This window comes from Acinetobacter rathckeae, assembly GCF_015627125.1.
GTDB classification, from domain to species: domain Bacteria; phylum Pseudomonadota; class Gammaproteobacteria; order Pseudomonadales; family Moraxellaceae; genus Acinetobacter; species Acinetobacter rathckeae.
The window spans coordinates 20,374-43,825 of record NZ_VTDO01000009.1; the positions used below are offsets into that span (position 1 = coordinate 20,374).

At 41.0% G+C, this 23,452-nt stretch carries 16 protein-coding genes and 2 pseudogenes; 13 read left to right on the forward strand and 5 right to left on the reverse strand.

Annotated elements, in window-relative coordinates; all coding sequences use genetic code 11:
* Window positions 1–124: 124 nt before the first annotated feature.
* Both I2F31_RS11670 and I2F31_RS11675 read right to left on the reverse strand, forming a co-directional pair.
* On the reverse strand, window positions 125–1,489 hold the full coding sequence (locus I2F31_RS11670) for an LLM class flavin-dependent oxidoreductase (RefSeq protein ID WP_195773921.1): 1,365 nt from the start codon (window positions 1,487–1,489) through the stop codon (window positions 125–127).
* Window positions 1,490–1,559: 70 nt separating this feature from the next.
* Window positions 1,560–2,861, reverse strand: a complete 1,302-nt coding sequence (locus I2F31_RS11675; RefSeq protein ID WP_195769852.1) for an acyl-CoA dehydrogenase family protein — start codon at window positions 2,859–2,861, stop codon at window positions 1,560–1,562.
* Window positions 2,862–3,077: 216 nt separating this feature from the next.
* Between I2F31_RS11675 and I2F31_RS11680 the strand changes: the two genes are divergently transcribed.
* The 12 genes and pseudogenes from I2F31_RS11680 (at window position 3,078) to I2F31_RS11735 (ending at window position 17,249) form a co-directional block, all read left to right on the forward strand.
* Window positions 3,078–4,271 (forward strand): SfnB family sulfur acquisition oxidoreductase, encoded by a 1,194-nt coding sequence (locus tag I2F31_RS11680; protein WP_195773922.1) that lies wholly within the window; start codon window positions 3,078–3,080, stop codon window positions 4,269–4,271.
* Window positions 4,272–4,281: 10 nt separating this feature from the next.
* Window positions 4,282–5,490: an SfnB family sulfur acquisition oxidoreductase gene (locus I2F31_RS11685; RefSeq protein ID WP_195773923.1), complete on the forward strand. Its 1,209-nt coding sequence runs from the start codon at window positions 4,282–4,284 to the stop codon at window positions 5,488–5,490.
* Complete coding sequence (locus I2F31_RS11690) at window positions 5,490–6,863, forward strand: LLM class flavin-dependent oxidoreductase (protein WP_195773924.1); 1,374 nt, start codon at window positions 5,490–5,492, stop codon at window positions 6,861–6,863. Before I2F31_RS11685 ends, I2F31_RS11690 begins: the two co-directional genes overlap by 1 nt.
* Window positions 6,844–7,670, forward strand: a pseudogene (locus tag I2F31_RS11695) (MetQ/NlpA family ABC transporter substrate-binding protein). Before I2F31_RS11690 ends, I2F31_RS11695 begins: the two are co-directional and overlap by 20 nt.
* Window positions 7,652–8,719, forward strand: a pseudogene (locus I2F31_RS11700) (methionine ABC transporter ATP-binding protein). The pseudogenes I2F31_RS11695 and I2F31_RS11700 overlap by 19 nt, the downstream one beginning before the upstream one ends.
* Window positions 8,700–9,359: a methionine ABC transporter permease gene (locus I2F31_RS11705; protein WP_195769846.1), complete on the forward strand. Its 660-nt coding sequence runs from the start codon at window positions 8,700–8,702 to the stop codon at window positions 9,357–9,359. The pseudogene I2F31_RS11700 and the gene I2F31_RS11705 overlap by 20 nt, the downstream one beginning before the upstream one ends.
* Before the next feature lie 112 nt (window positions 9,360–9,471).
* The gene (locus I2F31_RS11710) at window positions 9,472–10,737 is read left to right on the forward strand and encodes a glutamate-5-semialdehyde dehydrogenase (protein ID WP_195769845.1); all 1,266 of its coding nucleotides are present in this window, start codon (window positions 9,472–9,474) and stop codon (window positions 10,735–10,737) included.
* 244 nt (window positions 10,738–10,981) lie between these two features.
* The gene (locus I2F31_RS11715) at window positions 10,982–12,175 is read left to right on the forward strand and encodes an acetate/propionate family kinase (protein ID WP_195773925.1); all 1,194 of its coding nucleotides are present in this window, start codon (window positions 10,982–10,984) and stop codon (window positions 12,173–12,175) included.
* Between the two features lie 5 nt (window positions 12,176–12,180).
* Window positions 12,181–14,298, forward strand: a complete 2,118-nt coding sequence (gene pta, locus I2F31_RS11720) for a phosphate acetyltransferase (RefSeq protein ID WP_195769843.1) — start codon at window positions 12,181–12,183, stop codon at window positions 14,296–14,298.
* Between the two features lie 136 nt (window positions 14,299–14,434).
* Window positions 14,435–15,961 carry a fumarate hydratase gene (locus I2F31_RS11725; RefSeq protein WP_195773926.1) on the forward strand — a complete coding sequence of 509 codons (1,527 nt, stop codon included), beginning with the start codon at window positions 14,435–14,437 and terminating at the stop codon, window positions 15,959–15,961.
* Window positions 15,962–16,068: 107 nt separating this feature from the next.
* Complete coding sequence (locus tag I2F31_RS11730) at window positions 16,069–16,602, forward strand: DUF2059 domain-containing protein (RefSeq protein ID WP_195773927.1); 534 nt, start codon at window positions 16,069–16,071, stop codon at window positions 16,600–16,602.
* A gap of 119 nt (window positions 16,603–16,721) precedes the next feature.
* Entirely contained in the window at window positions 16,722–17,249 is a 528-nt protein-coding gene (locus tag I2F31_RS11735) for a DUF2059 domain-containing protein (protein ID WP_195773928.1), read from the forward strand.
* Between the two features lie 54 nt (window positions 17,250–17,303).
* On the opposite strand, the gene clpX is transcribed toward I2F31_RS11735, so the two are convergent.
* The 3 genes from clpX to tig form a co-directional block, all read right to left on the reverse strand.
* Complete coding sequence (clpX, locus tag I2F31_RS11740) at window positions 17,304–18,599, reverse strand: ATP-dependent Clp protease ATP-binding subunit ClpX (RefSeq protein ID WP_195769839.1); 1,296 nt, start codon at window positions 18,597–18,599, stop codon at window positions 17,304–17,306.
* Window positions 18,600–18,625: 26 nt separating this feature from the next.
* Window positions 18,626–19,231, reverse strand: coding sequence for an ATP-dependent Clp endopeptidase proteolytic subunit ClpP (clpP, locus tag I2F31_RS11745; RefSeq protein WP_195769838.1), 606 nt, complete (start codon window positions 19,229–19,231; stop codon window positions 18,626–18,628).
* Between the two features lie 194 nt (window positions 19,232–19,425).
* Window positions 19,426–20,763, reverse strand: coding sequence for a trigger factor (gene tig, locus I2F31_RS11750; protein ID WP_195769837.1), 1,338 nt, complete (start codon window positions 20,761–20,763; stop codon window positions 19,426–19,428).
* Between the two features lie 385 nt (window positions 20,764–21,148).
* Between tig and I2F31_RS11755 the strand changes: the two genes are divergently transcribed.
* Window positions 21,149–23,428, forward strand: a complete 2,280-nt coding sequence (locus tag I2F31_RS11755; protein ID WP_195773929.1) for a TonB-dependent receptor — start codon at window positions 21,149–21,151, stop codon at window positions 23,426–23,428.
* Window positions 23,429–23,452: the final 24 nt, after the last annotated feature.

Consider the following 23,452-nt stretch of genomic DNA (forward strand, 5'->3'; position numbering starts at 1 on the left):
CCACACTATATTTTTATTTACCTGTATTTAAAAACAATTATATCTGCTTTATTAATAGACAAAATATATTTAATAAAAACAAAAAAACAGGGATTAATTCCCTGTTTAAAAATATATTTTACGACTACTTATTTTTATATTGATATGCCTGATGGGACTTTGAAATAATATCCCCCTTTTGAAAGAGTTTATGTCGTAAAGTACCTTCGGTATATTCTAATGGATAAACACCCCTACGCTGTAATTCTGGTACAATCCACTGCACAATATCTATGAAGCTTTGATGGGCTAAAATATACGCCAAATTAAAACCATCTACACCTGTCTCTTCAACCCAAGACTCTAAAGTATCTGCCACTGTTGACGCCGATCCCACAAAAACAGGGCCATTGCCTCCTAGTGTATTCCAACGTGCAATCTCATCGACTGTCCATACACGCTGAGGGTCTGCATTTACATAAGAATCCAGTAATGATTGAATAGCATTGCTATGTACGTACTCCACCTGATCTGTGGCTTGATACTGAGAAAAATCAACGCCAGACCAACCAGAAAGTAAAGTGAGTGCCCCTTCTTGACTACCATAACGTTGGTATTCTTTAAATTTAGCGGTGGCTTTTTGGTCTGTGTCATCGGTAACAATCGAGACCAATGCATAAATTTTTACATCTTCACGGCGACGTCCAGCATGAATTAACTGTTGTTCAATGCTGTGTACCAATTTTTTTGTTGCAATCTTTGAAGGTGCTGCGATAAAAATACATTCTGCATGCTGGCTTGCAAATGTTTGTCCCCGACTCGATGCCCCTGCCTGATAAAGCACAGGGGTACGCTGAGGTGATGGCTCACAAAGATGTATGCCCGGTACCGAAAAATACTGACCCACATGATCAATCGCATGTACTTTATTTGCATCTGCAAATATGCCACTGTGCTTATCTCTATGTACCGCATCTGACTGCCATGATCCTTCCCACAGCTTATACAACACTGTTAAATACTCATCGGCAAAATCATAACGCTCATCATGGTTTAACTGTGTTTTTAGCCCAATATTTTTAGAACCACTCTCTAAATAAGAGGTCACGATATTCCACCCAATACGCCCCTGAGTTAAGTGATCTAAAGTACTCATACGGCGAGCAAATGGATACGGATGCTCAAAAGAAACCGATGTGGTTAAACCAAAGCCTAAATGTGTGGTGACTGCTGCCATTATTGGAATGACTTGCAAAGGGTCATTAACAGGTACTTGTACTGCACCATGTAGTGCAGCATCGGCACTTTGATGATAAACATCATAAACACCCAAAACATCTGCAATAAAAATACCGTCAAATTTCCCTTGCTCTAAAATTTTTGCCAAATCAGTCCAATATTCAATCTGATTATACTCAAGTGATCGATCTTGAGGATGTCGCCATAAACCTGGAGATTGATGCGCAATACAATTCATTTCAAATGCATTAAATCTTATTTTTTTAGTCATTTTAAATCACCACTTTTTATATTTTATGATTTATAAAATGCATGATATAAATCACATATATTATTATTTATTAACTGGCTTTTAATGACTCTATATTACCAATACGCCATTGATATGGTGGCAAATGACCATTAACACTAAAATCTCCAACAATACGATCTTTATATATTCTTGGATTATGTGAGCTTAATGTTCTAATATTACGCCAATAACGATCTAGGCCATGTTTTTTATCTATTGCAGATGCACCTAAAGCATCAAAAGCAATGGTTGATGCATTTAAAAGTAAATCTGTGACCACTGTTTGTGCTTGTGCTGTTTCTAATTCAACGATGGCATTTTGTTCAGCTTCTGCCTGTAAACTTGTTGCCAAACCAGCAATGAAGGCTCGTTGCAAAGCTTCTGCACTTTTTTCTACAATAATTCCTGCGGTATAAGTTGCACCACGCACTTTACCAACCACTTGCAATACTTGAGCATCATCACGGCTGTAGTTTGCATTGGCGTGACTATAATTTCGTGTACGTTGTTGTACCGTTTGAGACAACTGCTGGGTAAGCCCACGGCCTAAACCAACAATAATCGCCAACTGCACCAATTGATAATATGCTGCAGAGTATTTAAAACGGATGGCATCTGGCAAAACATCGCTGGCGTCTATTTCAACCGCATGAAAAATAGCACTTCCACTGGCAGTTAATTGCTGACCAAAACCATTCCAGTCATCTACAATAGATACCCCTTCATGATGACGACTCACCAAAACAGATGCAGATTTTCCTTGTAAATCAGTCACTCCAACATCAACCCAGTCTGCAAATAAGCTACCCGTGGTATAGTATTTTTTACCCGATACTTTAAGTCGGCCCCGCTCATCTTTATAAATGTGCGTTTGAAATTGTTGCTGTGACTCACTCCCACCTTCAGACCAACCACTGCCCACGACTTCATTATTTGCTAATCGATGTAGCCATTTTTTTTGGAATGTTGTGTCTTTAGAAAGCAGTAACTCTTCACTAAAACCAAAATGGACACGCAAAATTTGCGGTAAGTTTGCATCAGCTTCAGCAAGCTCTACCAGTAAGGCAAAAAGCTCTGGAATGGTCGCCTCAAAACCATGATACGCTTTAGGTAGCCTTAATCTTGTAAAACCTACTTGCTTTAACCATTGCAATTGCTCATGGGGCAAAATATGTTGCTGTTCTCGCAGCAATGCACCTTGTTTAATCTTCTCAAAAACGGGTCTAAAATTTTTCGCAAGTGCTTCATACCGTGCCGAAGGTGGATTACCCCACAATTGACCAATTAAAGAGTGTTTATCTGTATTTTTATATAAGTCTATTAATTTAAACTCGTGATTTAGATTTGTCATATTTAGAATACTCGTATTATCTGTATTTTTATTAAACTAAAACAATTATTTTAAAATAACAGTATTATTTTTAGATAAGTAAATAGCTTTATATGCTATTCAATATATATTCTTGTCTTTTTAAAAAATGCATATTATGTGATAAGTTTTTCTATATTTTTTATTTGTGATTTATTTACTTGCACACTAGCGTATAAAAAAAACTAGGTGTTCATTATGAGTCTGCTTAAACAAAAAATTATTCAAAATGATATCGATGCAATCAATATCGCTTACCACATTGCAGACATTGCTTTAGAACAACGTCACATGCGTGACCAACACCGAATTTTGCCCACAGAGATCATTCAAGCATTAGCCCATAAAGGCTTAACCGCTTGCCGTATTGCCAAAAAATATGGTGGTGCCCATGTATCACATCTCACACTCAGTCAAATTTTTCGTACCTTAGCAAAAGCAGATGCCAGTGTTGGACAAATTCCACAAAATCAATTTGGCATCCTACATACCATTGACTTAGTGGGTAGTGAAGCTCAGAAAAAGTTTGTTTTCGAACAAATTTTATCAGGTAAATTGTTAGCCAATGCAGGGCCTGAAAAAGACACAGCACATGTGCAAAAGATACAGACCTCTTTACGCAAAATTGGCGAAGATTATGTATTAGACGGTGAAAAGTTTTACTCCACAGGCAGTGTTTTTGCAGACTGGCTGGCCATTAAAGCACAGCATCCTGAAGGATATATTGCTTTGGTTTTAGTCGAAAAAAACACCAAAGGCATTGAAGTTATTGACGATTGGGATGGGTTTGGTCAGCGTACAACGGCCAGTGGTAGTGTCAAACTCAATCACGTTAAAATTGACCCATTTCTTATTTTTGATGAACGGCGTTTAACCCTTTCCCCAAACTACCGAGGTGCTTATTCACAACTATTACAAGTCGCAATAGATGTAGGCATTGCAGAAGGTGCTTTTCAAGACTTGCAAAGTACGGTGAAAAAAGCCCGACCCATTGCTGATGCTCAAGTCAATCATGCTTCCGAAGAACCCTATTTATTACAAGAGGTTGGAAAGTTAGATATTACGCTACAAGCCAGTATTTTATTATTAAATCACGCTGCAGAAATCCTCGATCACCTAGAGTCAAAAAATACCCTAACCGATGCTGATATTGCTCAAGCATCGATCAGCGTGGCCGAAGCCAAAATATACGCTCACCATGCCGCACTTCATATTTCAGAAAAGCTATTAGAACTCGGTGGTAGCCGTGCCGCACTGAGCGAGCATAATTTAGATCAACACTGGCGCAATGCTCGGGTACATACCCTACATGACCCTGTCCGTTGGAAATACTATGCACTTGGTAATTACTATTTAAATCAAGTTTTTCCAAAGCGACATGCTTGGATTTAAGGGGAATATCATGAACTCATGTCCACATCTTCATCAGCCAAATACTGCACACACTATTCGTTCTGATGAAGAAGCATTACGTGTAGCAACACAGTTCAGCCAACAACTCAAACAACAGGCAGCCCAAAGAGATCAACAGCGTCTTTTGCCCTTTCAAGACATTGAAGCCCTTAGTCAATCTGGTTTATGGGCCATTACCGTCCCTAAAGCATATGGTGGTGCTGAAGTCTCTGCTGAAACACTGACACAAGTCATTGCACTGCTAAGTGGCGCAGATGGCTCTATTGGGCAAATTCCACAAAATCATTTTTATGCACTTGAGGTATTACGTAACACGGGTACAGAGCAACAGAAAAAAAGACTGTATCAAGAAGTGCTACAAGGTGCACGTTTTGGCAATGCCTTGGCAGAATTTAAATCTAAAGATGCCACCCAAAAACACAGTTATTTAACTGCACATGGTGAAGGCTATCTCATTCAAGGAGAAAAGTTTTATTGCACAGGTAGCCTGTTCGCACACCGTATTTCAACCTTGGTCAAAGACCAACACGGGCATGAATACTTAGCATTTATAAAAAAAGAGACCCAAGGACTTCAGATTATTGATGACTGGCAGGCATTTGGCCAACGCCTCACTGGTAGTGGCACAGTCAAACTCAATCAAGTCTATGTCAATGCAGAAGATGTGGTGGCATTTAGTGATGTGTTTCTAAGACCAACCTTGATCGGCCCTTACGCCCAATTATTACATGCTGCAATAGATGTAGGTATTGCACGTGCAGCATTTGAAGAAACATTACAACAAATTAAGCATGCACGGCCATGGATTGATGCCAACGTCGCCTCTGCAACACAAGATCCATTAACCCTGTACGAACTTGGCCATGTGGCTGTCGATGTCAAAGCTTCTGAATTACTCTTAAAAGAAGCAGCCAAATACATTGATGCCATCAAACCACAGCCAAATGCCGAAAATATTGCACAGGCTTCTATACATGTTGCACGTGTTCGAGCACACAGCACTGAAACTGCATTAAAAGCATCCTCCAAACTGATTGAACTGGCAGGCAGTCGGGGTTGCCAACGTAGTAAAGGCCTAGATGTGTATTGGCGCAATGCACGCGTACATACATTACATGATGCCGCACGTTGGAAATATTACTTTATTGGCAACTATGTACTTAACCATGTGCGACCACCTCGAAGAGGAACGCTCTAATGACCAAGCAGATTTTACTCAATGCCTTTGACATGAACAGTGCAGGTCATATCAATCATGGTTTATGGACACACCCTCGTGACCAGTCTTACCGTTTTAATGAACTAAACTATTGGACTGATTTGGCCAAAACCCTTGAGCGTGGTTTATTTGACGGTCTATTTATTGCCGACATTATTGGGGTATATGACGTTTATCAAAACAACCTTGATGTCACGTTAAAAGAATCTGTGCAATTACCAAGCCACGACCCAATGACACTCATTTCTGGCATGGCCGCTGTGACAGCGCATCTTGGTTTTGGGGTCACCGTCAATTTAAGCTATGAACAACCTTATACATTGGCTAGACGTTTTGCCAGTTTAGACCATTTAACACAAGGCCGTATTGGGTGGAATATTGTCACTGGCTATTTAGACAGTGCAGAGCGACTGTTTGGACGTAAAGCACTGGCTGAACATGATTTACGCTATCAACAAGCCGATGAGTTTTTAAATGTCTGCTATCAGTATTGGGAACATTCATGGCAACACGATGCCCTACGTCAAGATAAAACAGCACGCATATTTACAGAGCCGTCAAAAGTCCATCAAGTACAGCACCAAGGACAGTTTTATCAAAGCCAAGGGGTGTTTCAAGTGTCACCATCGCCACAAAGAACCCCTGTGTTATTTCAAGCTGGTGCATCAAATGCAGGCATGGCTTTTGCCACCACGCATGCCGAATGTATTTTTATTGGTGGCGACAGCATTGAGCAAGTAAAACGTCATGTTGACAATATTCAGCAACACCTCACACAACAAGGCAGATCACGCAATGAAGTGAAAATTTTTGTCGGCATTACCGTGGTGACGGCTGAAACCGAACAGCAGGCTCAAGATAAATTTAAAGAATACCAACATTATGCCAGTCCCGAAGCAGGCTTAGCACACTACTCAAGTTCAGTCGGTATAAATTTAGCGCAATATGCCGAACATGAAACCATCCCATACCAAAAAAGCAATAGTATTCAATCTATTAATAAAAAATTTAAATCTCAAGCCATTACACCGCACCATTTAAAACAGCAACATCAGCTCGGTGGGCGTTACCCATTATTTATAGGGAGTGGTCAACAGATTGCCCAACAACTGATTCAATTTTTAGATGAAACAGGCATTGATGGTTTTAATTTAACCCGCACTGTAACACCCGAGTCTTACCACGATTTTATTGACTGGGTGATTCCAGAACTACAGCAACAAGGGCGTTATAAAACCCATTACGACTCAGGTACATTACGGCAAAAAATATTTAAGCAAGACCAATACTTACCCGCTCACCACCCCGCAAAACAACATGTATTCAAAAAGAGTGATTTATATGTCAAATAAAAAAATACTTACGGGCGTCGCCATTGCAGTCATTATTATTGCAGGCTTATTTGTTTGGAATAAACAACGTCAGACCCAAAGCCATGAATTAGTGATTGGTACAACCCCTGCATTTACATCTATTTTAAATGTCGCTGTAGCCGAAGCACAAAAACAAGGGATTCATGTAAAATTGGTTGAGTTTTCCGACTGGAAAATGCCGAATATTGCGTTAGATCACGGTGACATAGATGCCAACTTTTCCAACACAAACCTTTTTTAGATAATGCAATTAAAGAAGGCCATTACCAGCTCAAAGTGTTTGCTGTGGGTGCTGCTTCTCGTGTGGGGCTATATTCTAAAAAATATCAACATTTAGATGATCTTCCCAATAAAGCCCGTGTTGCCGTGCCAAATGACCCTGTCAATGAAGGTCGTGCTTTACTCTTATTACAAGAGGCAAAATTAATCACATTAAAAGACCCAAACAATCCTTTTGCGACATTACAAGACATTACCAACAACCCTAAAGACTTACAGTTCGTAGAAATGGAAGGCCCTCAAACTGCACGTGCAGTCGATGATGTCGACCTCGTATTTAGTTATCCACACTATTTAAAACTGGCCAAAACCATTGACCCAGAAAATGCACTTTTACTGAATAAAAATGCAGATAAACTCTATGGCATTGTGTTTGCAGTTCGAAACAATTATGAAGATAAAAATGACCAACTGAAAAAATTTGTCGAGATCTATCAGCACTCACCTGAAGTGAAAGCAGCTTTAAATCGTGAAATTGGCGCACCTTTATGGTATCCGGGGTGGTAACAATGACTGATCATCGACATATTTCAATACAGCATTTAAATAAATACTATGTTGGGCAAAACCCGCATGAAAAAATGCATGCCCTCAAAGACATTCACCTCAATATTAAAAAGGGTTCTATTTGTGGCATTATCGGTCGTAGTGGTGCAGGAAAATCCTCCCTTTTACGTACGCTCAATGGCCTAGAGTCGATTAGTAGCGGAGAGGTGTATGTATTAGAACACGCACTGTCCGAGCTTAACCATGCCCAACTGATTCAGCTGAGACAACGTATAGGCATGATTTTTCAGCACTTTAATTTACTGTCTACAAAAACAGTGTGGGAAAATATTGCACTTCCCTTAAAAGTAGCAGGTTATTCTGCTGACCAAATAAAACAGCAAGTTGAAAAACTCATGACTTTGGTTGGGCTCGATAACAAAGCAGACCATTAACCATCACAACTTTCAGGTGGCCAAAAGCAACGGGTTGGCATTGCTCGTGCACTAATTCATAACCCTGAAATTTTACTGTGTGATGAAGCGACATCTGCCTTAGACCCTGAAAGCACGCAAACTATTCTGCAACTGCTGCAGCAGATTAATCAAACGTTGGGCATTACCATTGTATTAATCACCCACGAAATGCAAGTCATTAAACAAATTTGTGATGAAGTCGTGGTGATTGATGCAGGCGAAATTATAGAACAAGGCCAAGTTTGGCAGGTATTTTCATCACCACAACACCAAATTACACAAGAGTTATTACAACGTCATACCCCCCAGTTTCACACCACACTTTCGACTTCACGTTTAGCACAGCATCGCTATCATGCACTCAGCATTCAATATGCACATACTAAAAAGCAATTGTTTGATATACAAACGTTGCTTCGTGCTTTTCCTTCTGCGTTCTTGCTCCACAGTCAAGTCGATCAAATTCAACAACACCATGTCGGACAGCTGCTGATTGCCTATCCGATTCAACCCTCTACCCCACAGATTACACAACCACACAGTTTGTGTTCTTTACAGATAAAGGAGCATGGCTATGTCGAATCAATTATTTGATTTACTCCTTACAGGAACACTAGATACCTTGGTCATGGTGGGTGTGTCTGCCCTTTTAGCATTTTGTTTAGGATTACCCTTAGCTTTAGCTTTGGTATGCACCGACCAACGTGGCATTTACCCATCAAAAACCATCAATACGATCCTTGGTACAATTGTAAATATTACCCGCTCCATTCCTTTTTTAATTTTAATGGTTGCTTTGATTCCCCTTACCCGCTGGATTGTCGGTACAAGCTATGGCCTTTGGGCAGCCACTGTGCCACTCACACTGGCGGCAACTCCATTTTTTGCACGTATTGCGGAAGTCAGTTTAAAAGAAGTTGATTTTGGCTTAATAGAAGCGGCTCAAGCCATTGGGTGTAATCGAAGACAAATTATTTGGCATGTCCTTTTACCAGAAGCCCTTTCTGGCATTGTTGCTGGATTTACAGTGACTGTAGTCACCATGATTAACTCATCTGCGATTGCAGGGGCTATTGGTGCAGGTGGCCTAGGTGATGTGGCTTACCGCTATGGCTACCAACGCTTTGACGTACAAATTATGGTGGCTGTGATTATTGTACTGGTTATATTGGTCATGCTCATTCAATACTTAGGCGACCAGTTATCACAGCAACTCAATAAACGTACTTTATAAAAAATTCTTGTTTTCGTATAAAATTACTTAGATTACCTTGCCTCATCCGATTCTCTTTCAACGGTGAGGCTGTTACTATTTAAAGTAATCTCGTGATGACGCTTTTTATAATATGCAATCCTCTATTCAAGACTATATGCAAACGCTGGGCAAGCAAGCCAAAGGTGCAGCACAATTTTTAGCAGCAGCCTCCACTAAAACTAAAAATGATGCATTACTTGCCATACATGAAGCACTTATTGCACAAAAAGATCAGATTTTAGCAGCCAATGCCGTTGACATGGAAAATGGTCGAGCCAATCAACTCGATGCAGCATTACTTGACCGTTTAGAACTCAACCCTGCACGTTTTGATGGCATGCTGCAAGGCCTAAAAGATGTCATTGGTCTCAAAGACCCAATTGGTGAAATTACCGATATGTCATACCGTCCAAGTGGTATACAGCTGGGTAAAATGCGTGTGCCATTGGGTGTAGTGGGTATGATTTATGAATCTCGCCCAAATGTCACACTTGAGGCGGCCTCGCTCGCACTTAAATCTGGCAATGCCATTATTTTACGTGGTGGCTCAGAAGCACTGGCATCAAATCAGGCCTTATCCCAAGCTATTCAAACGGCCTTAGCACACATTAATTTCCCAACAGCCGCTGTACAAGTGGTGGCTACAACTGACCGTGCTGCTGTCGGTGAACTCATTACCCTCACCGACTATGTAGATGTGATTATTCCACGTGGTGGTAAAGGTCTGATTCAACGAATCACGAATGACGCTCGTATTCCTGTCATTAAGCATTTAGATGGCAACTGCCATGTTTTTGTCGATGCTGAAGCTGACGTTGCCAAAGCACTGCCAATTGCAGTGAATGCCAAAACACACCGATACGGCGTATGTAATGCCATGGAAACCTTATTGGTTGACCAAGCCATTGCAGCTACTTTTTTACCCCAAGTTGCACCGTACTATTTAGAAAAACAAGTCCAGCTACGTGGCTGTGAAAAAACCCAAGCGATTTTAGGCCAAAATGTAATTGCGGCCACCGAAGAAGATTGGGCAACCGAATACCTCGCACCCATCTTAGCCATTAAAGTGGTTGATGATATGAATGCTGCCATTCAACATATCAACCAATATGGTTCGCACCACACTGATGCAATCGTGACTGAAAACTTCTCTAAAGTTCAACAATTTCTAGCACGTGTAGACTCAAGCTCAGTCATCATTAATGCATCAACACGCTTTGCCGATGGTTTTGAGTACGGCTTAGGGGCTGAAATTGGCATTTCGACCGACAAAATTCATGCTCGTGGCCCTGTTGGATTAGAAGGTCTGACGTCACAAAAATGGATTGTTTTTGGTCATGGTGAAATTCGCCAATAAGCACTAAACACCTATGTTTATCAAAAAGCATACGGCGTAACAACCGTATGATTTTTTATTTAAATCTGAGTGAAAAACTAGGAATAAACAACGCTAATTCATTGATATTACTTGCACAAAAAACCGTTTCCTATTTCACAAACATGCTGTTAAAGTCAGAGTATAAGCAATGCTTAGATTGGGTAGATCCCCCAATAAATTTGCTTCATGTGAAGTAACATTTGCTCAAATAAGGAAATATGACGTGTCAACATCTACATTAATTATTAATTGCGGTTCGTCTTCCATTAAATATGCACTCATTGCAGATCAGCTCAACACGCGTATTTCAGGTCTTGCTGAAAACTTAGGTTCAGAACATGCACGAATTCGGGGCATGACCTTTGGCGAACAGCCACTTGACCTTAGCATTCCTTACGCAGACCACGAAAAAGCACTCGAAGTACTCTTACAAAGACTTTCACAGCACAAACCTACAGCCATTGGTCACCGTGTTGTACATGGTGGTACGCTTACAAAAGCAGAACTGCTCACGCCAGAAATCATTCAATCTATTCGTAATGCAACACCGCTTGCGCCATTGCATAACCCAGCGCATTTAATTGGTATTGAAGCCACCATGCGTTTGTTTCCTGAACTCCCTCAAGTGGCTGTATTTGACACCGCTTTTCACCAAACCATGCCTGCACACGCTTATCGCTACGCTCTACCTAAGTTTTTATTTAGTGAGCATCACGTCCGCCGTTATGGTTTTCATGGTACCAGCCATGCCTACGTTTCAGAACGTGCATCACAACTGGCAGGTGCGATTAAACACGGCGGTTGGCTCACAGCACATCTTGGCAATGGTAGCTCAACCTGTGCTGTTTGGAACGGTAAAAGCATAGACACCTCTATGGGGCTGACCCCACTTGAAGGTATTGTGATGGGTACACGCAGTGGCGATGTCGACCCAAGCCTACACCAATTCCTTGCCAACAACTTGGGCTGGTGTTTAGAACGCATTGATAAAATGCTCAACAGCGAAAGTGGCTTACTTGGTCTGTCTAATCTCTCAAATGACATGCGTACCTTGGTTGAAGCCTCAGAACAAGGCCATGCCGATGCCACCCTAGCCATTGAAGTCTTTGCATACCGCTTAGCAAAATCATTGGCAGCCATTAGCTGTGGTTTACCACAAATTCACGGTTTGGTCTTTACAGGTGGGATTGGTGAAAACTCAGCTTATATACGAGAAAAAACCATGGCCTACCTACCACATTTTGGTTTCTCACTCGATTTAGAACAAAACAAATCACTGCCCCGTGGCACAGAAGGACGCATTGACCAAGGCAAAGGGCCACAAATTTGGGTCATTCCAACCGATGAAGAAGGACGTATTGCCAAAGAAACCCTAAACGTTATTCGCCATTTATCATTTGATAATGTGGGAGTCTAAATGACATGAACACCTTATTACTTATCCCTACAAAAGAAAGTGTTGGTCTCACTTCTGCCAGTTTGGGTCTCATTTATGCATTAGACTGCAACGGTATTCAATCAAGTTTTTTAAAATCATTTGAGTCAGCACATAGCCAAACTGTCGCGTTATACCAACAACTCTTTCATGACATTCCCGTTGCCACACTACAACAGCAACAAGTACTTGATGCCATGGCCTCCAACCACACCGATGAACTGCTTGAAGAAACTGTTCGTTTACATCGGCACATTGCACAATCTAGAGATGTAGTTGTGGTTGAAGGCTTACCACCACTCAGTGATAGTTATGCAAGCCAACAATTTAACTTACAACTTGCCAAAGCACTCAATGCTAAAATTTTATTTGTCAGCGAAGCAGATCTCACCGCCCCCAAACAAACTGCTCTACACTTAGAAGCCAATCTTAAATCCCTCGGAGGCCTAGAAAACAACCGTGTCATGGGCGTGCTGTTCATGCGAACCAAGGGCTTAACCGAGCAGTCTGCACAAATTCCTGTTACCCTTGACCCAAGCCTACGATTAGTCCAAGAAACCCAACACTTTAGCCAACAATTACAACAATATAGCCAAATTATTGCCACTCCAAGTTTACCGATTGTCGGCTTAGTGCCATTTAGCAACATACTGAGTGTACCTCGTACTTTAGACATTGCCGATGCCCTGAATGCCACATGGCTAAACCAAGGCAAAGCAAAAAAACGCCGTGTGCTTGGGCATAGCCTGATTAGTTCACATATTGATGTTGAACTCACACAATTTACTGCAGGGCAACTCATCATCACGGCCAGTGAGCGTACAGATGTATTATTGGCCAGTAGTATGGCCACACAAAATGGCATTCCACTGGCAGGCTTAGTTCTTGCCGAAAGAGAAGCACCTCAAACAACCATCATGGACTTTTGCCAACCTGCACTTGAGCAAGGCTTACCTATTTTACACACCCCCTTAAGCCCGCTTGAAGCCATACAACACTTAAAACATTTAAACTACGACATCTCTATTCAAGACCTCGAACGTGCACAAAAAGTCTCTCGTTTTGTTGGGAGTCACATCGACCAAACATGGCTTGCAACATATACCCAACATCACGATCAAGCTCGCCTTTCACCTGCAGCCTTTCGTTATGAGCTGGTGCAAAAATCAATTGCTCATAAAAAACGTATTGTGTTACCCGAAGGTGATGAACCACGTACCGTTGAGGCGGCCATTATTTGCCAAACGCGTGGGCTTGCACAATGCGTATTACTCGCCAAACCCGAAGCTGTCCACGATATTGTCAAAGCACGACAGCTCACTCTACCGCCTGACTTAGAAATTATAGATCCAGATCAAATTAAAGACCGTTATGCAGAGGCCATGGTTGAACGGCGTAAAGGCAAATTGGTGCTGACACAGGCTCAAGAACAACTCAAAGACACCGTGGTACTTGGCACCATGATGCTCGCCCTCAATGAAGTTGATGGCCTAGTTTCTGGTGCAGTACATACCACAGCCAACACCGTTAGACCTGCATTTCAGTTAATTAAAACAGCTCCAGAATACTCGCTCGTATCTTCAATCTTCTTTATGCTGTTACCTGACGAAGTCTATGTATATGGTGACTGTGCCATTAACCCAAACCCAAATGCTGAGCAACTGGCTGAAATTGCCATACAATCTGCCGACTCTGCCAAAGCCTTTGGTATAGAGCCACGTATTGCCATGATCAGTTACTCTACAGGTTCATCAGGGGCAGGGGCAGATGTGGAAAAAGTCACTCAGGCCACACAGATTGTCCGAGAAAAACGCCCAGATCTAGTCATTGATGGCCCATTACAATACGATGCCGCTTCGGTAGAAAGCGTAGGAAAATCCAAAGCCCCTGACTCTCAAGTGGCAGGTAAAGCCAACGTTTATATTTTCCCTGACTTAAACACAGGCAATACCACCTACAAAGCCGTACAACGCTCGGCCAATGTCATTAGTGTCGGGCCAATGCTTCAAGGCCTCAACAAACCTGTAAATGACTTATCTCGTGGTGCATTGGTCGATGATATTGTCTTTACCATTGCCCTCACCGCCATTCAAGCAGAGCAATAACCCAAACAAACCCAGTGCTTATTACATATGAGCACTGGGTTTTTCATCGACTAAAATCTGCGTCAGCCCACACAAACATAAGCTTTTGTCATATACTTCTATCTGCCAGCCAACGCCCGCAAATAGAGAATATGCTATGACCACCATCATCAAGCAAGAAGACTTGATCCTATCTATAAAAGATGCCCTGCAATTTATTTCTTACTACCACCCCAAAGACTTCATACAGGCCATGAGCCGTGCGTATGACTATGAGGCTAACCCTGCTGCCAAAGATGCGATTGCACAAATTCTGATTAACTCTCGGATGTGTGCCGAAGGACACCGCCCAATCTGCCAAGACACAGGCATTATCAATGTTTTTGTAGAAGTTGGGCTTGATGTTAAATTTGAACTCAGTGGCAGTTTAGATGATGCCATTAATGAAGGTGTCCGCCAAGGTTACCTAGAAAACAGTAATATTTTACGTGCATCTGTACTTGCAGACCCCGCTTTTGGGCGTAAAAACACCAAAGACAATACACCTGCTGTGATTCACTACACCTTTGTACCGGGTAACACCGTCAATATTACAGTTGCCGCTAAAGGGGGTGGCTCAGAAAATAAATCTAAACTTGCCATGCTTAATCCATCAGACTCAATTGTCGATTGGGTGGTCAATACCGTACCCACTATGGGTGCAGGCTGGTGTCCACCGGGTATGCTCGGTATTGGCATTGGTGGTACTGCTGAAAAAGCCATGATGCTGGCCAAAGAGTCTCTCATGGAAGAAATTAATATGCATGAGCTACTCAAACGAGGCCCACAAAATAAAATTGAAGAACTCCGCATCGAAATCTTTCAAAAGGTCAATGCCCTTGGTATTGGTGCACAAGGTCTAGGTGGCTTAACCACAGTGCTAGACATTAAAATTAAAGACTACCCATGCCATGCAGCAGGTAAACCTGTAGGTATGATTCCCAACTGTGCTGCTACTCGCCACGCACATTTTCATCTCGATGGTACAGGACCTGCACATATACAAGCCCCAAGCTTAAGTGACTACCCAGACATTACATGGTCATCATCAAAAGCCAAGCGTGTGAATTTAGATACCATCACACAAGCAGACATGGACACATGGCAACCGGGTGACACCTTACTTTTGAGTGGCACCATGTATACCGGTCGTGATGCCGCACACAAACGCCTTGTTGAAATGATTGAAAAACAACAACCATTACCTGTAGACCTTAAAGGTAAATTCATTTACTACGTTGGCCCTGTAGACCCAATTAACAATGAAGTTGTTGGCCCTGCAGGCCCAACCACAGCCACGCGTATGGACAAATTTACTCGTCAGGTCTTAGAAAACACAGGCTTATTTGGCATGATTGGTAAAGCAGAACGTGGCCCTATGGCCATTAGCGCCATTAAAGACAATCAAGCCACTTACCTTATGGCTGTGGGTGGTGCGGCTTATTTAGTGTCTAAAGCCATTCGCCAAGCTGAGGTCGTGGCTTTTGCAGACTTAGGTATGGAGGCCATTTATAAATTTGTGGTTGAAGATATGCCTGTTTCTGTGGCCGTTGATGTCAATGGTACATCGATCCACGCCATTGCACCTAAAATTTGGCAAGAAAAAATTGCTCAGATTCAGCTCATTGATGCAATGACAGATTAGTGAAGTTTTATTAAAAAAAGCCCTTTGGGGCTTTTTTTCATCACGATTTCATATAAAGTAGTTTAATATACATGAATATCACAACCATAAACATAATGAGAAGGTCTATGTTAAAAAAAGTATTATTAACGTCTACACTGATTGCGAGCAGTTTCTTAAATGTTGCTTTTGCTTCTGCTCCAACCGATACATCAGTACAACAAGCCATTCAGCTGAGCCATGTCAATGAAATGCTGAATGAAAGTGTGAAAAATCTTGGTAGTGTTTTAGATCAACAAGCCATAAAAATAGTGCAAAAAAGAACTGGGCATGAAACATTAAATGCACAAGAGCAAAAAGCAGCTCAAGATATTGGTCAAATTCTCAAAAACAATACCAACAATTTGCTTCAACAAGCAGACATGCCATTGTTGATTAGCAATCTGTTTAAGAAATACTATTCTGAAGATGAACTACAGGTCTATATTAAATTTTTATCAACCCCTGAAGGCCAATCGATTAACAAAAAACAACCTTTGGTTGTTCAAGAAACTGTACAAAACGTCATGAACATTCTGAGCAATAAACAAACTCAAACAGCCCAACAACAAGCCAGTCAACAAGTTGCTGATATTTTAAATAGCCTACCTAAAGCCAAATAAATGTCCCTTAGTGTATTGAGTCATTCAATAAGATTTATACACTGCCTAAACATGAGTCTATACCCTAAACAGTCATTTCGGTATAGACTCAAAGCTCTGTTTTTGATTGATAGATACTTATGCAAAAAAAATTATTACATGTTGGCTTATTTGCTTTAGCAACAACTTTAAGCACTCATATCTATGCAAACTCACCAACACAAGAACTCATCAGTTTAACCAATGCAAGTCATACATTAGATAACACCATCAACAGTATGGTACCTATATATAAACAACGTGCCACGCAAATGGTAAAACAACGTACAGGCCATAACCCACTCACAGCAAAAGACCTACAAGTGGTCGACCAACTCACACAAAGTATGTTCAACACCTCACAAGACTATTTAAAACGCATGAATATGCTACAAAGTATTGAGGGTGTATATGCCACGTACTACACAGACCAAGAAATTCAAGCCTATTTGAAATTTTTAAAATCGCCTGAAGGTCGCTCAATTATGAGCAAAAATACACAGGTCAATGCTGCGGTAGAACAACAAGTGGCTATCTCGATTACCAATCTTGCAAAAAGTGTTAGCTTTCAACAAAAGATTGCTCAAGATAGTCAGAGTATTTTGGCACAGCTTCCCACTAAAAAATAAAGATAAAAAAATCGTACCCTTAGGTACGATTTTTTTAACACCAAAACCTATTGCTTATTTATTTAATAGCTTTAGATCGGCATGTTTTTCTTCAGATACTGCTTTAGGTTGACGCTCAGGTTTTAATTCAGGCTGTGCTTTGTCATTCACGACTTCTGCATTAATCACCACAGTACCGACATCGCTACGGCTTGGTAAGTCATACATGGTTTCTAACAATGCATTTTCTAAAATAGAACGCAAACCACGTGCACCTGTATTACGCTCGAGAGCTTTTTTAGCAACGGCACGAAGAGCCGCATCTTCAAAGACTAAATCTACATTTTCCATATCAAATAAATACTGATATTGACGCGTTAATGCATTTTTAGGCTCTGTCAGAATTTGCATCAGTGCTTCTTCATCAAGCTCTTCAAGCGTGGCAAGTACAGGTAAACGACCAATGAACTCTGGAATAAGACCAAATTTCACCAAGTCTGTGGCTTCTACTTGGCTAAATAATTCAGATGCCTTTTTCGTATCATCTTTGTTTTTAACTTCAGCATTAAAACCTATACCGCCTTTTTCTTGGCGTTGTTGTACAATTTTCTCTAAGCCAGAAAATGCACCACCACAAATAAATAGAATATTTGAGGTGTCAACTTGTATCAGCTCTTGTTGCGGGTGCTTACGCCCACCTTGTGGTGGAATTGAAGCCACTGTACCTTCAATCATTTTAAGCAAAGCTTGTTGCACACCTTCACCAGACACATCACGAGTAATTGATGGATTTTCAGCCTTACGGGTGATTTTATCAATCTCATCAATATAGATAATGCCTTTTTGTGCTTTCTCTACATCATAGTCAGATTTCTGTAGTAGCTTTTGCACGATGTTTTCAACATCTTCACCCACATAGCCTGCTTCTGTAAGCGTTGTTGCATCTGCCATCGCAAATGGTACATCTAGCAAACGAGCAAGTGTTTGTGCAAGTAATGTTTTACCTGAACCTGTTGGCCCAATCAGCAAAATATTACTTTTCGCCAACTCAACTTCTGCCTTTTGGTGTGCAGTTGCTGTGACTTTAAGACGTTTGTAGTGGTTATATACTGCGACAGACAAGGTTTTTTTCGCCACATCTTGACCAATCACGTATTGATCAAGAGCCGCTCGAATCTCATGTGGCTTTGGTAGCGGCCGTGTTGCCCACTCACCACCATCGACCTGCTGACTGGTTTGTACCAAGTCTAAGCAGACATCAACACATTCATTACAAATATATGCATCTTCACCAGCGATTAACTTACCGACTTCTGTCTGAGCTTTTCCGCAAAATGAACAGTTTTTTTGTCCTTGAGGATTATCGGACATGGTTTCTCCAATCACTATTTTTTAAATTATGGGCGTTTGCTAAGTACATCATCAACCAAACCATACTCTTTGGCAGCTTGTGCTGTCATAAAGTTATCACGGTCTGTATCACGTGCGAGAGTCTCATAGTCTTGTCCACTATGTTCTGCCATTAAACGGTTCAAACGCTCTTTAATAAATAGAATTTCACGGGCATGAATTTCTATATCTGATGCTTGGCCACGGAACCCACCTAATGGTTGGTGAATCATCACACGGGCATTTTCTAAGCAGTAGCGTTTCCCTTTTGCGCCTGCATTTAACAAAAATGCGCCCATTGATGCCGCTTGTCCCATACAAATAGTTGATACATCTGGCTTAATAAACTGCATGGTGTCATAAATTGCCATACCCGCAGTCACAGAACCACCCGGAGAGTTAATATATAAATGAATATCTTTATCTGGATTTTCTGCTTCTAAAAATAACATTTGTGCCACAATCAGGTTAGCCATGTTGTCTTCGACTTCGCCTGTGAGAAAAATCACACGCTCACGTAGTAAGCGAGAAAAAATATCAAAAGAACGCTCACCACGAGAAGATTGTTCAACAACCATTGGGACTAAAGCATTTTCTATATTTGGAGCATACATAGCTTTATTTTTCCTAAAATTTTCTTGTTACTTACGACAACAATATGAGGGATAATCCTTAAAATTGCAAAGTGTATCCTCAAATTTGAACCGACTTCACACAAATAGTTGCACTGATTTTATACAAGCTGAGCTATTTTAAATCTTTTCATAAAAAAAGGCGCAATTCGTGCGCCTTTTTTCATTCAACTCGATTAGCCTTGTTGCTGACGAGCTTGTTGCTCTTTAAGCAAGTCTTCATAAGACACTGCTTTTTCAGTCACTTTCGCTGCACTTAAAATGTGATCAACGACTTGATCTTCTAAGATCACAGCTTCGATTTGCGAACGTTGTTGCGCATCATTTTTGAAGTATTCAACCACTTCTGTTGGGTCTTCGTAAGAAGATGACATTTCTTCGATGTACGCTTCTACACGTGCAGCATCTACTTCAAGTTTAGCATTTGCCAATACTGTGCTTACTAATACACCGAGTTTCACAGAACGTTCAGCCTGCTCTTTAAACAAGTCATCTGGTAGTAGGCTTGCATCAAATGCTTTTGCACCTTGTGCACCAAACTGTTGTGTAAATTGCTGAATCATTTGTTGACGTAGACGGTCAATTTCTTGTGCAAGCATTGCATTTGGTACTTCAATGTCGTTTGCTGCTACAAGTGCATCAAATGTTGCCGCTTTTACTTGGTTACGTAAGCCATTTTTAACTTCACGTTCCATGTTTTTACGTACATCTGATTTTAGCTTTTCAACGCCTTGCTCTTCAGTTAAACCAAAGATTTCAAGGAATGCCGCATCAATTTCTGGTAACTTTGGTTTTTCAACCAATTTTACGTTAATTTTAAATTGTGCTGCTTTTCCTGCAAGGTTTTCTGCTTGGTAATCTGCAGGGAAAGTGACATCAATAACCTTCTCTTCGCCAGTTTTCATACCAACGATACCATCTTCAAAACCAGGAATCATTTGACCTGCACCAAGCACTAATTTAAAGTCTTGTGCTGAACCACCTTCAAATTTTTCGCCGTCAATTGAACCTTCAAAGTCAAAAGTCACTTGCATGTCTTTTTTCGCCATACCTTTGGTTGTTACCCAAGTTTGACGTTGTTTACGCAAGTTCTCAATCATTTGGTCAACATCTTTATCTTTAATTTCAGATGTTTGACGCTCAACTTCTAAGCCATCAAATGCTTTTACTTCAACTTCTGGATAAACTTCAACAGTCGCTTGATAAACTAAAGCATCTTCTTTGTTTTCAACATTTTCAATGTTTGGCATGCCAACAGCATTGATTTTTTCTTGTTGAATCGCTTCAAATACAGTGTCACGAATAATGTCGTTAACAACTTCTTGGTAAACACTTGCACCAAATTCACGGCGTACCACATTTAAAGGAATTTTACCTTTACGGAAGCCGTTGATTTTCGCAGTTTTGGCAGTGCGCTTTAAACGAGCTTCGAACTGCTCATTAATACGGCTCGTCGGTACAGATACGTTTAAACGACGGGCAACACCCGAAACCGCTTCAGTCGTTACTTGCATGGCTTCCTCTACTTACTTAACGTGTGAGTAATAAACAATTTTTTAAAGTGGCGTATTATATTCTATACCAGCAATATATACAAAGTTTTGCTGTAAGTTTATGTTTTAGACAAGCTTTTCAGTCTTTTTTTCATTCTATCTCATAATGTTCTTAACAAAAACTTAACAAAAGAGCACTTATTTATTTAAAATAATACTTAAAAACCACATGGTCATTGTTATAAAACATAGAGCACTAAACAGCTGATTTTAATATAAAAAAACATATAAAATTACACACATTAACAAAGCGTTTACGTGTTTACTATAAAGCAAGCTAGCACACAAACCAATAATGATTATTATTTAGCATACAACAACACCAATACAGGGTTACACACCAACTATGTCCTTTATAAAAGCACGCAAGAAGCTGGTTTCATCAACCATTGCATCATCTCTCTCATTGGTTGCAGGTGCAGCTTTTGCACAAGAAGCAACAACAACGCTCAGTACCATCGATGTACAAGCTGCTGTCGAGACACCAAGCACTCCAAGCTATACCACTGTAAAATCTGCCAATAGTAAATATGTTGCTCCCTTAATTAACACACCAAAAAGTGTTGATGTCATTTCACAAAAGCTCCTTCAAGACACAAACTCAAACTCACTCACTCAAGCACTGCAAAATACTCCCAGTATCACACTTGCAGCCGGTGAAGGTGGAACACCATTTACCGATATTCCATACATCCGAGGCTATAGTGCCCAATCTTCTATTTATGTAGATGGCGTAAAAAATGCAACCTCACAAAACCGAGACATGTTTGACGTAGAACAAGTTGAAGTCACCAAAGGCTCAAGCTCTGCAATTTCAGGTGGCGGCGGTGCAGGTGGTAGCATTAACCTGATTACCAAACAAGCCCATGCTGGCGATCAGTACGAAGGAACAATTGCAGGCGGTACAGCCAACTACCGTCACATTAGTCTAGATGCCAACAAAGATTTTGGTGATGGCATGGCAGGCCGTGTGGTCATTATGGGGCATCAAAATGATAAACCAGGTGAGAAAAATGGGGCTGAATACAACCGTGTAGGTATTGCACCAAGTTTCACTTTTGGACTAGGTACACCAACAAGAGGTACTCTCAGTTATTACTACCTACAAAGTGACGACCTTCCAGATGCAGGGATTCCCTTCCCGATCACAGGTGGTGCACCATATAGTGTGGCCAAAGGAACATACTATGGTTGGCGTAATCGAGATTTTGACCGTCGCCAAAACCAAGTGGGTACATTTAAACTCGAACACGACTTTACAGACAGCCTCAACTTAAGTAATACCTTTACCTACAATCGCTCAACCACCAATTACATTGCCACCAACCCAGATGACTCAAGTGGTAATATTGCACAATATGGCACCATATTCCGCCGTGCTGTCAGCCGTATTTCAGACACCAATGCTTATAGCGACCAAATGGCTCTTTCTGGTAAATTTAATACAGGAAGCATTAAACATAGCTTTAGCACAGGCGTAGACTGGAGTTACCAAGCCACCAATATGGGAATCTACTCCTTTAATGGCTTTAATCCAACCACAGGCTTAGACATACAAGACCAAAGCCACAATACAATTAATGGCAGTGGCGAATCTTGTAAATATAGTAGCTATGGTTACTGCACTACTTTATACAACCCAACCCCATACGATACCTATAGCGATACAGCAACTGCAGTCAAAGGCTACTCAACAACACGTAGCCGAAGCGTGGGGTTATATGCTTTAGACAGCATAGAGTTTTCACCACAGTGGTTACTTAACTTAGGCCTACGTTGGGATAACTTTAATACCGATGTAAAATACAACTACCCACTTAAACTACGTAACGTACAATATAGTGCAGGTACACAATACGGTAGCGATACAGACTTCGTCTCTTACCAAGCAGGCTTAATTTATAAACCAACAGAAAACGGCAGTATTTATACCAGTTTTGCGACATCCGCCAACCCTGTAGGTGTTGACCAAGGTGATGGTTCAGACTCAATTACTGCAAACAGCCAAGCCAACTCACTCAAACCTGAAGAAGCACGTACTTATGAAATTGGTACAAAATGGAATATTTTAAACAATAAAGCCAATGTAACTGCGGCAGTCTTTCGTACCGAAAAACAAAATACACGTATTCAAGTTGACACCTCAAGCTATGCCAACGTAGGCACAAGCCATGTCAATGGTTTTGAACTGGGCTTAACAGGTGACTTAACAGACAAATGGAATATTGCTACAGGTTATAGCTACTTAGACAGCAAGCTTACCAAAGCATCTACCTATGATGCCAGAGCACTTGCAGGTCAAGGCAAAGCCCTACCATTTGTATCAAAAAACAGTGCAACTTTATGGACAACCTATAAAATTACACCGAAATTTATTATTGGTGCAGGCGCACAGTACAATGACAAGTCTGTGGTGTCTTACCTCGCAACGAGCAGTACACCTAAATATGTACCTGCATACACGGTTTACAATGCTATGTTTAAATACAAAGTAACAGACAATGTAAATCTACAACTCAACATTAACAACCTCACAGACAAGCTTTATTTCACCAACGCACACTATCACTATGCCATGCAGGCCGATGGTCGCAATGCTGTGCTAGCAATCAACTTTAAATACTAAATCAACCCACTAGTCACACATTTT

Coding starts and splice junctions, on each gene's coding strand:
- I2F31_RS11670 (WP_195773921.1), bottom strand. CDS start 1,489: ATGACTAAAAAAATAAGATTTAATGCATTTGAAATGAATTGTATTGCG.
- I2F31_RS11675 (WP_195769852.1), bottom strand. CDS start 2,861: ATGACAAATCTAAATCACGAGTTTAAATTAATAGACTTATATAAAAAT.
- I2F31_RS11680 (WP_195773922.1), top strand. CDS start 3,078: ATGAGTCTGCTTAAACAAAAAATTATTCAAAATGATATCGATGCAATC.
- I2F31_RS11685 (WP_195773923.1), top strand. CDS start 4,282: ATGAACTCATGTCCACATCTTCATCAGCCAAATACTGCACACACTATT.
- I2F31_RS11690 (WP_195773924.1), top strand. CDS start 5,490: ATGACCAAGCAGATTTTACTCAATGCCTTTGACATGAACAGTGCAGGT.
- I2F31_RS11705 (WP_195769846.1), top strand. CDS start 8,700: ATGTCGAATCAATTATTTGATTTACTCCTTACAGGAACACTAGATACC.
- I2F31_RS11710 (WP_195769845.1), top strand. CDS start 9,472: ATGCAATCCTCTATTCAAGACTATATGCAAACGCTGGGCAAGCAAGCC.
- pta (WP_195769843.1), top strand. CDS start 12,181: ATGAACACCTTATTACTTATCCCTACAAAAGAAAGTGTTGGTCTCACT.
- I2F31_RS11725 (WP_195773926.1), top strand. CDS start 14,435: ATGACCACCATCATCAAGCAAGAAGACTTGATCCTATCTATAAAAGAT.
- I2F31_RS11730 (WP_195773927.1), top strand. CDS start 16,069: ATGTTAAAAAAAGTATTATTAACGTCTACACTGATTGCGAGCAGTTTC.
- I2F31_RS11735 (WP_195773928.1), top strand. CDS start 16,722: ATGCAAAAAAAATTATTACATGTTGGCTTATTTGCTTTAGCAACAACT.
- clpX (WP_195769839.1), bottom strand. CDS start 18,599: ATGTCCGATAATCCTCAAGGACAAAAAAACTGTTCATTTTGCGGAAAA.
- clpP (WP_195769838.1), bottom strand. CDS start 19,231: ATGTATGCTCCAAATATAGAAAATGCTTTAGTCCCAATGGTTGTTGAA.
- tig (WP_195769837.1), bottom strand. CDS start 20,763: ATGCAAGTAACGACTGAAGCGGTTTCGGGTGTTGCCCGTCGTTTAAAC.
- I2F31_RS11755 (WP_195773929.1), top strand. CDS start 21,149: ATGTCCTTTATAAAAGCACGCAAGAAGCTGGTTTCATCAACCATTGCA.